Source organism: Flavobacterium sp., assembly GCF_049318325.1.
GTDB lineage: Bacteria > Bacteroidota > Bacteroidia > Flavobacteriales > Flavobacteriaceae > Flavobacterium.
In genome coordinates, this window is sequence record NZ_JBMOGQ010000199.1 from 1 (window position 1) to 2,686 (window position 2,686).

Here is a 2,686-nt window from a genome sequence, read left to right on the forward strand (position 1 = left end):
TGTCCATTTGAATTTTCATTAACAAACTTGTCCAAGTAGGAATAAACATATTTTTCAAAATCACTTTCAAAAATGTCAAAATTTAACGGAGGTAAACTTGGTTCTATATTTTCAATTTCAACTGGTGTTAAATCGTCTTCAGTTACGTTGCCTTTGATGTAGTTTAGATATTTGTAAATTTCGTTGAATGTTCTATCAAATGGCGAGTAAACAAAGTAGGTAAATGATTTTGCTCTACTGGTTGCTACGTTAAGCCTTTTCGCGTCTTGATAATGACCCTGTCCTCTTTTACAGTCTGTGTCGAGGCAAAGAGAAAAAATCATTATATCCCTTTCGTTACCCTGAAATTCTTCAGGAGTTCCAATCATCAATTCGTATTCTTCCGTATTTAACTCAGGTAATTTTTCGTCAATAAGTTCTCCAATTTTGGTGCATTGGTCACGTATCATTGAAATTATTCCTATTGTGAAATTATTTGGGTCAATATGTTTTGGAAGTTTGTAATCACTGGAAAATAAAGTTTGTTGATTTTTAGAAGTCAAGCATTGAATAATTTTTACAATTTCTTCGGCTTCTGCAATTACAACTTTACTTTTAGTGTCAGTATCCCTTTTACCATTGACTTTAACCGCTTGAAAACACTCAAGAGAAACTTTATCGGGTGTTTCAGTCATTACTTTTAATTTGCCTTCGGGGTTGTCTTGGTCTCTATAAAACTGTTTACTCGTGTACCGTGCAAGTTTTGGTAAGGAGCGAAAATGTTCGTCAAGCATTACCTCTGTGGGAATAACATTATAATCATCGCTTTTTATAAAATCTAAAATTGATGCTTGTGTAACAGTAAGCTTTTTCTTTGTTGCAGTTTGATAACGCATTAGCGTTCTGTTATATTTTTCCCAAGTTAATTCGTCAAAGTTTTTACCTAATGAAAAATTTAAACCTGCTGCTTTAAGACTTAGCTGCTGGTGGTCTCCAACAATGCAAAGTTTCTTGCCTCTATAAAATGCGGGCAGTATTTCGGCAAGGTTTACTTGTGAAGCCTCGTCAACAATAACCAAATCAAACAAGTCTACTATCAATGGAAATAGATGTCCTAAATGACGAATTTCCGCAGTCCAAAATGGAATTACATCGGTGATTTTATGAAAATCAATTTCCTTCATCTTTTTGTCAATGAGCCTGCTGTTTACATTAGTAAGCATACCATTGAATTTGTCAATCTCTCTTTGATACGAAGGGTCATTTATTGATGCAAAGACATTGCTCTTATATTTTAATTTAGTTATTTGTTTTTGAGTTTTTAAAATGTCCGCTTTGATGTTTTTGATATTATTCCTAATGCTATTTGCGTCCACATTCAGTTCCTTATTTTTATTTTGAACTTCGGTAAAAATTGTATTCAACTTTACAAAGGATTTACTGAAATATGGGAACGTTGTATCATTAAGCCACTTGGCGGGAGTTTCAAACTTTACTTTTAAATGTTCTTTGAATTTATGGATATAAAGCTTAGATGAAACAGAGTTGGAATTTAATTCCCAAATCTTTTCAATTCGTTCTAAAGCAATCCGATATTTCTCTTCTTCTTTTATTTTTTTAAACTGAAACCCCTTTGGAACTTCATAGTAGTCGGCACTAAGCCTATTTAGCTCTAATAGAAACGTTTCATTAATGTCCTTGAAATACCTTTGCTTTTCTAACGCTTTGTCGAGCTTTATTCTTTCCGTTTTTAATTCTCTCAGCTTAATGGTTAGTCTGGTTTCAAGTTCTTCTAATTTGCTATTAATTATTGAAATGTTTCGTTTAAAAACTGTTGTGTTAGAGGTTTGCTCTCTCAAATAGCCACAATAATTTTTAATCTTTTTTCTTGCGGTTGTGTCATAATAGCAAACTCCAAGTAACCCGTCACCATCTGTGAGAAAAGGTTCGATTTTTTTATTAACTACTTGCAATGCTGCTGTCTTTTGCGATAGAACTAAAACTTTTTTATTGAGTGCAATGGCTGAAAGAACGATTGCGGAAATTGTATGGGATTTTCCTGTTCCTGGCGGTCCCTGTATATATGATATTTCATTTGCCCAAGCATTTTTCAATCCTTGAATTTGACAATTAGATAAGGAAATTGGGATGTGCTTGTCAATTATTTTTTGAATTTCATCTTCAATTGGGTGTCTATCAATTTCAACGCTTTCCTCTGTTAGTGCATTGATAAGTAATTTTTCAACGACTGGATTTTTGAAGTCATTTACTTCGTCAATGTTCTGAACAAAACTATTTAATGCCTCATAAGTTGAAAGTTCGTCAGGAATTAAACTTAAGAATAAATGATTTGCATTTACAAAAACTAAATCATTTTCAAAGATTGATTTTTCTCTTTGTTTTTTTGCTTTAGCTGTGTTACTGCCATTCTTTGTCGGTCTGTATGTGTGTAATTGCAATTCCCTTTTGAAATTGTAATCAGTCTTTTGAATTTGTGGAATGCCCTTGAAGTGTTCAATTTTATTCTTCAGTTCATCAAATGCTTCAAGAGCAAAACGATTAATGTTACTAAAATCAAATTGAAAAATCTCCTTGAGATGGCTTTCAATATTTTCTAGTGTTCGGTTTTCATCTTCTGTTAAAGCATTCATCACATCATCTTCCTCATTCTGGTAGTTGGTTGATAAAGCCGAAACAAAATCATAAT

1 protein-coding gene is annotated in these 2,686 nt (G+C 32.7%); it reads right to left on the reverse strand.

Going from position 1 to position 2,686, the window contains the following annotated elements:
• Positions 1-2,686 (reverse strand): DEAD/DEAH box helicase (locus tag ACOYLP_RS11645; protein WP_422856340.1); only part of this gene is annotated, 2,686 nt, incomplete at both ends.